This window comes from Streptomyces sp. NPDC032472, from assembly GCF_040636955.1.
GTDB lineage: Bacteria > Actinomycetota > Actinomycetes > Streptomycetales > Streptomycetaceae > Streptomyces.
In genome coordinates this window covers 1-5,815 of sequence record NZ_JBEZVK010000156.1, presented here as the reverse complement: position 1 = coordinate 5,815, position 5,815 = coordinate 1, and the positions used below count along the sequence as shown (strand labels likewise).

At 75.2% G+C, this 5,815-nt stretch carries 6 protein-coding genes; 3 read left to right on the top strand and 3 right to left on the bottom strand.

The genetic code is table 11. The features are described from left to right. Positions 1 to 938: peptidoglycan-binding protein LysM (locus AB0F11_RS37355; protein WP_362184141.1), on the top strand; the 938-nt coding region annotated here is incomplete at its 5' end. Between the two features lie 37 nt (positions 939 to 975). On the opposite strand, the gene AB0F11_RS37350 is transcribed toward AB0F11_RS37355, so the two are convergent. Then, entirely contained in the window at positions 976 to 1,770 is a 795-nt protein-coding gene (locus AB0F11_RS37350; RefSeq protein ID WP_362184138.1) for an ATP-grasp domain-containing protein, read from the bottom strand. A gap of 259 nt (positions 1,771 to 2,029) precedes the next feature. Next, positions 2,030 to 2,422 (bottom strand): peptidoglycan-binding domain-containing protein, encoded by a 393-nt coding sequence (locus tag AB0F11_RS37345; RefSeq protein WP_362184135.1) that lies wholly within the window; start codon positions 2,420 to 2,422, stop codon positions 2,030 to 2,032. 259 nt (positions 2,423 to 2,681) lie between these two features. On the opposite strand from AB0F11_RS37345, the gene nadE reads away from it, so the two are divergent. Together nadE and AB0F11_RS37335 are read left to right on the top strand one after the other, a co-directional pair. Further along, a complete protein-coding gene (gene nadE / locus AB0F11_RS37340) occupies positions 2,682 to 3,512 on the top strand; it encodes an ammonia-dependent NAD(+) synthetase (protein WP_362184132.1) in 831 nt (276 codons plus the stop codon). Positions 3,513 to 3,587: 75 nt separating this feature from the next. Further along, positions 3,588 to 4,487: a crotonase/enoyl-CoA hydratase family protein gene (locus tag AB0F11_RS37335; protein ID WP_362184129.1), complete on the top strand. Its 900-nt coding sequence runs from the start codon at positions 3,588 to 3,590 to the stop codon at positions 4,485 to 4,487. A 33-nt stretch (positions 4,488 to 4,520) separates the two neighbouring features. Here AB0F11_RS37335 and AB0F11_RS37330 read toward each other — a convergent pair whose 3' ends face one another. After that, positions 4,521 to 5,702 (bottom strand): serpin family protein, encoded by a 1,182-nt coding sequence (locus AB0F11_RS37330; protein ID WP_362184126.1) that lies wholly within the window; start codon positions 5,700 to 5,702, stop codon positions 4,521 to 4,523. Between the last annotated feature and the right edge of the window lie 113 nt (positions 5,703 to 5,815).

Below are 5,815 nucleotides of genomic sequence, written 5' to 3'. Positions count from 1 at the left end.
CCGCGCTCGCCGCCGCCGCGCTCGCGCAGCCGCTCGGCGCAGCCTCCGGAACCATATGGATCCCCGGAGCCATACGCATCGGCGACGGCAGCATCGGCGGCGCCATGGACACCCCCGGCAACCCGCCCCGGGTGACCCTGCACACCACCGAGTCCCCGGCCGGCGGCGGTTACCTCGAGTCCATGAGCTCGTACCTGATCGAGGTCGCCTCCGAACCGCAGCTCGTCTACTGCCCCGTCACCGACCGGATCGCCCAGCTCGGCCCGCTCCACCAGTCGGCCCGCGCCCTGCGCAACGACGGCGCCCGCCGCACCAACCGCGAGGGCCGGGTCAACATCCAGATCGAGGTCCTCGCGTACGCCAGGAACCCCTGGACCACCGGCTGGGACCCGGGCCAGAAGCCCGGCTGGCGCTCCATCCTGGCGGCCGCCCGCTCCTGGGGCGTGCCCGACGCGTTCCCGGCAGGCCCGCCCGCCCCCTTCCCGGGCCCGGACAAGCCCCGCTCGCGCTCGGTGTGGCAGAACAAGGGCGGCTACTTCGGCCACTGCGACGTCCCCGGCAACGACCACGGCGACCCCGGTGCCCTCGACACGGCGAAGGTCCTCGGCGGCCCCGGCGGCGACACCCCGCCGCCACCCCGGCCCACGGTCAGCGTCGCCCACCTCGCAGCCGCGGCACGGGCCGACATCCCCGGTCCCGACGGCCACACCACCCACCCCGACGAGGTCCGGGTCCTGGAGGACGCCCTGGTCGCGGAGGACCTCCTCGACGCCCGCTACGCCGACGGCAGCTTCGGCACCCGCACCCGCGACGCGTACGCCGCCTGGCAGCGCAGCGAGGCCGGCGGCTCCTACTCCGGCCCGGACGCCGACGGCATCCCAGGCATCGCCTCCCTGACCCGCCTGGCGGCCCGCCACGGCTTCACCGCCACCGACTGACCTGCTGCCGACCGGCCTGCCGCCGCCGTACGGGCGCCTACCGCCCGTGCGGCCCGGCCGCCGGCCGCCCGGCCGTGGCGGGGCGCAGGAACGGCAGGTCCCGGTCGCCGACCTGCGTACGCGGCCCGGCAGCGCGCAGCACCACGTCCAGGACCCGGTCCGGCTCGGCGGCGTAGCAGTGCGCGAACCAGGGCATGTTGGCCTCTACCACCGCCCAGGTGCCGTCGATGAGCCGTCCGACGTCGAGGCACACCGCGCTGGGCAGGCCGTCCGCCCCGGCGGACAGCACCTCGCGCGCGAAGCCGCGGACCGGCCCGTCCAACGGTCCGGGGTCGAGGCGCCCGTGCACGGCATACCGGCTGCCGGCGACGGCCTCTCCGTCGAGCACGAACAGCCGGTACTCGGCGGCGAACTCCACCACACCGCTCACCAGCACCGGCGTCGCCCCGTCGAGCGCCGCCGGCAGGCGGGTGCCGTCCTCGTACACCGCGGCGGGGAGCTCGTCGATCTTCGCCGAGGGCGGCTTGACGAATGCGCGCTCTGCCAGCAGCCGGGCCTGCGCGAGCGTCGTCAGCCGCACGGCGCGACGCACCAGCGCATACGGAACCCTCGTCAGCCAGTCGTCGGCAGGCTCGAGCAGGCCGAGCCCGAGCCCCGCGGCGACCCGGTCGGCCGCGAGCGCGCCGCCGTACCAGTGCACCCCGCGCCCGTCCGCCCGCCCGACCTGCGCGACCACCTCGAACCCCCGCCAGGCCGCGGCCTGTCCGAGCAACTCCGCCGTGGAGGTCCGGGGCGGATGCAGGAACAGGGTGCGTTCGGTGCCGTGGCTCATGCCGGCGAGCGTACGGGCCCGCCGCGCGTGCGTGGCAAAACCTGGGGGAGTGCTGAGGAGTGCTGCCTGCCGGGGTAGCGGAGGGGGGCGTTCCATGCGCTATGGTTGATCTCGAGCTCGCCGCCGTGAACAGCAGCAGCGGGTCCGGCGTTGGTGGTCCAAGGAAAGGCACCCCACTTCCTGTGGGGGGATGCAGGTGCAAGGCCTGCCCAGCGCTCGAACAAGGCCTCGGCCTCCTCACGGAGGCCGAGGCCTTTTGTCAGTTCGGGATGTACCGGGTGCAGTCGTTCAGCCAGTTCGTGTAGAACCTGCCGTCGCCCCCGGAGCGGATGTCGACGGTGCGGATGCGCTGCACCTCGGTCAGCATGTGCCGGCCGGTGACCGGGCCGACCTTGCCGTCGACGGTGATCCGCTCCGCCTTCTGGAAGCGGGCCACGGCGTTGAGGGTGTTGTTGCCGAACTGTCCGTCCACGGCCACGTCCGGGCTCTGGACGATGTTCACCCCGCGCTGGACACAGCGTACGGCCGGCCCCGAGTCGCCCTTCTGGATGATGCCGCCCGCCGCCTGCGCCGGGACGGCCACCAGCGCGGCGGTCAGGCCCGCTCCGGCGAGGACGGCGAGACGAGCGGTCCACCTGCGCGACTGCCTCATGGTCTTTCCCCCTGGTTTCGGTTGCGTTGGTCGATCGGTCGTACGGAAGCTATCCGGGCGGCCGCGGACGGGGCATCCCGCGGCGGGTTGACCGCACGGGTAAACCCCAGCAGTACCGGGCGCACCGGTCATACCAGCGCTGTAGGACTGGGGCGGGTGCTGCGGCGGCGACCGCGATGGTTGCCCGGGCGCGCGTTCGACTAGGGTCGGTCGGAACAGCGAACCGCGCACCCGCGCACACACGACACGAGGAGCAGCCGTGAGCGAGACGGCGTCCACCGCCCTGCAGCAGGAGATCGCCCGGGACCTCCAGGTCACCGGGTCCTTCGACGCGGAGCACGAGATCGAGCGCCGTGTGGCCTTCCTCACGGAGCGGCTCACCTCGACCGGCCTGCGCTCGCTCGTCCTCGGCATCAGCGGAGGCGTGGACTCCACCACCACCGGCCGGCTCTGCCAGCTCGCCGTGGAGCGGGCCCGCGCGGCCGGCCACGAGGCGGCCTTCTACGCCATGCGCCTGCCGTACGGGGTCCAGGCCGACGAGAAGGACGCGCAGCTCGCCCTCTCCTTCATCCGGGCCGACCACGTCCTGACCGTGGACGTGAAGCCCGCCAGCGACGCCGCCCTCGCCGCCTCGATGGCCGCCGGCGTCACCTTCCGCGACGCCCACCACCAGGACTTCGTCCACGGCAACATCAAGGCCCGCCAGCGCATGATCGCGCAGTACGCGGTCGCCGGGGCCCGTGACGGCCTGGTCGTCGGCACCGACCACGCCGCCGAGGCGGTCTCCGGCTTCTTCACCAAGTTCGGCGACGGCGCCGCCGACCTCGTTCCGCTCACCGGCCTGACCAAGCGCCGGGTCCGGGCCGTCGCGGACGCCCTGGGCGCTCCGGCCGAGCTGGTGTGGAAGGTCCCCACCGCCGACCTGGAGACCCTCGACCCCGGCAAGGCCGACGAGGACGCGCTCGGCGTCACGTACGACGACATCGACGACTTCCTGGAGGGCAAGCCGGTCGACGAGCGGGCCTTCGGGATCATCACCCGCCGCTACCGGCTCACCGAGCACAAGCGGCAGCTCCCCATCGCCCCCTGAGGGCACGCGGGAGGCCGCGCGCCGCGGTGATCGCCGGTCTGGCAGCGGACCGGCGCACCGCGCAAGAATGCCGCCATGGCGGACACCCACTACGGCACCGGGCACACCCGGCCTGAGCAGGAGCAGGTCCCGGAGCAGCTGGAGCAGCCGGAGCAGCCGGAGCGGCAGGACCGGGCGGCACCGGCAGCCCCGGCAGGACCGGGAGCCCCGGCGGTACGGATCGAGCGCGACGGCCCCGTGACCACGGTGGTGCTCTCCCGCCCTGACGCCCGCAACGCCGTGGACGGTCCGACGGCGCGGCAACTGGCCGATGCCTTCCGGGCGTTCGAGGCGGACGACGAGGCCTCGGTCGCCGTGCTGTGGGGCGAGGGCGGGACCTTCTGCGCGGGCGCAGACCTGAAGGCCGTCGGCACCGAGCGCGGCAACCGGGTGGAGCCCGACGGCGACGGCCCGATGGGACCCACCCGGATGCGGCTCACCAAGCCGGTCATCGCGGCCGTCGCCGGGCACGCCGTGGCCAGCGGGCTCGAACTCGCCCTGTGGTGCGACCTGCGCGTGGTCGAGGAGGACGCGGTCCTCGGCGTGTTCTGCCGCCGCTGGGGCGTACCGCTCATCGACGGCGGGACGGTCCGGCTGCCCCGGCTGATCGGCGAGAGCCGTGCCATGGACCTGATCCTGACCGGCCGGCCGGTGCCGGCCGCCGAGGCCCACGCGATCGGGCTCGCCAACCGGCTCGTACCGCCGGGACAGGCCCGGCGGGCCGCGGAGGAACTCGCCCGGGAGATCGCCGCGTTCCCGCAGCTGTGCCTGCGCCACGACCGGCTCTCCGTACGGGAACAGCACGGGCTGGACGAGCCCGAGGCGCTGGCGGTCGAGCTGCGGCACGGCATGGTGCCGTTGTCGGCGGGAGAGACCCTCTCGGGCGCCGCGCGTTTCGCGTCCGGCGCCGGTCGGCACGGTTCGTTCGACGACTGACTGTTTCGCCGTACGCCGCCGGCCGGGTTCGCCTCACGGCGCGGTCCCGCCGAGCGGCTCGGGGTCGGCGACCCAGCCGGCCGCCAGGACCAGACCGCTGGCCCGGTGCACGGACAGGAAGCCGAAGGGCCGGTCGAAGCGGACGTCGATGCGGCGCACCCGGTACCGCTGCGGCGGCGGGGCGCCGCCCGGCTGCATGGCGATCGCGGTGACCGCGGCCGCCTCGAAACCACGGGCGTGGAAGGCCGCCACGGCCGACTGCCGGGCCTCCCCGACGGCGAGCGGATGGCTGCTCACGCCGGGGAAGTGGCCGGTGCTCGCGCGGGCGGCCTCGGTCAGCCCGAACAGCGGGGCCCGTTCGAGCAGATCGTGCTCCGCGGCCACCGAGAACGCCACCGTGGAAAGGCCGAGGACCGGCTCGGGCCGGGCCGACTCGACCGTGGTGACCCGTACGCCGGGCCCCGCCGCTCCGTCGGGCAGCTGGGTGCCCGGTACGGCCTGGACGGCCCTGGTGGCCGCCGCCACACCATGGGCCAGCACCTCGCCGGGGGCGGCCTGCTCGGTGCCGAGCACCAGGTAGACGTCCGTCCCTGCGTCGCCGCCCACCTGGTACAGCGTCAGGTCGCCGGCCACCACGCCGAGCCGGTCCGGGTGGGCGGAGTACCGCGACAGCCCCTGGAGCCGCCGCCCCGCCCACGGCCCGGTGGCGGGCTGCTCGGGGCGCTCGGTGAAGGGGTGCCGCCAGGTCACCTTCAGGGCCAGGGCCGAGGCGAGCACGAGCAGCGCCCGGGCCGGGTCGGCGACGGGCATCGTCTCGACCAGGCCGCCCGTCCGCTCGGCGGCCCAACGGTCCAGCGCGGCCCGGTCGGTGGCGGGGTCCCCGGTCAGCCGGCCGCGCGTGCCGGTCGGGAGGCCCGCCGCCCAGCGCTCCTCCAGCGGGAGTCCGGCCTGCGTCCACAGGCCGAGAGCCGCCGAGAGGCCGCCGACCGCGTCGAAGCCGGTGAGCAGTCGGCGGGCCGCTTCGGCCGCCTGGGTGGCGGGTATGCCGAGGGCCTCCTGCAGTTCGTCGCGGGTTCGGCCGGCGGCGCCGTCCGCGAGCAGGGCCAGCAGGGGCCACAGTCCGGCCGCCGTGAACACCGTGTTGCCGCGGGGGTTCAGGGCCCGGGCCCAGCGGGTGGTGAGCGCATTGACCGCTCCGACCGTCTGTATCCACATGGGAGCCCAGCCTATGGTGCGGTCCCGTGGTTGCGCCGCTGCGCCCCGCGCCCGGGGGGGGGGGGGCGCCCCCCCCCCCCCGCGCCCCACCCCCGCCCGGCGGGGGGGATAGC

Excerpts from the sequence above, each read along its gene's own strand:
- AB0F11_RS37350 (WP_362184138.1), bottom strand. The coding sequence starts at position 1,770 with ATGAGCCACGGCACCGAACGCACCCTGTTCCTGCATCCGCCCCGGACC.
- AB0F11_RS37335 (WP_362184129.1), top strand. The coding sequence starts at position 3,588 with ATGGCGGACACCCACTACGGCACCGGGCACACCCGGCCTGAGCAGGAG.
- AB0F11_RS37345 (WP_362184135.1), bottom strand. The coding sequence starts at position 2,422 with ATGAGGCAGTCGCGCAGGTGGACCGCTCGTCTCGCCGTCCTCGCCGGA.
- AB0F11_RS37330 (WP_362184126.1), bottom strand. The coding sequence starts at position 5,702 with ATGTGGATACAGACGGTCGGAGCGGTCAATGCGCTCACCACCCGCTGG.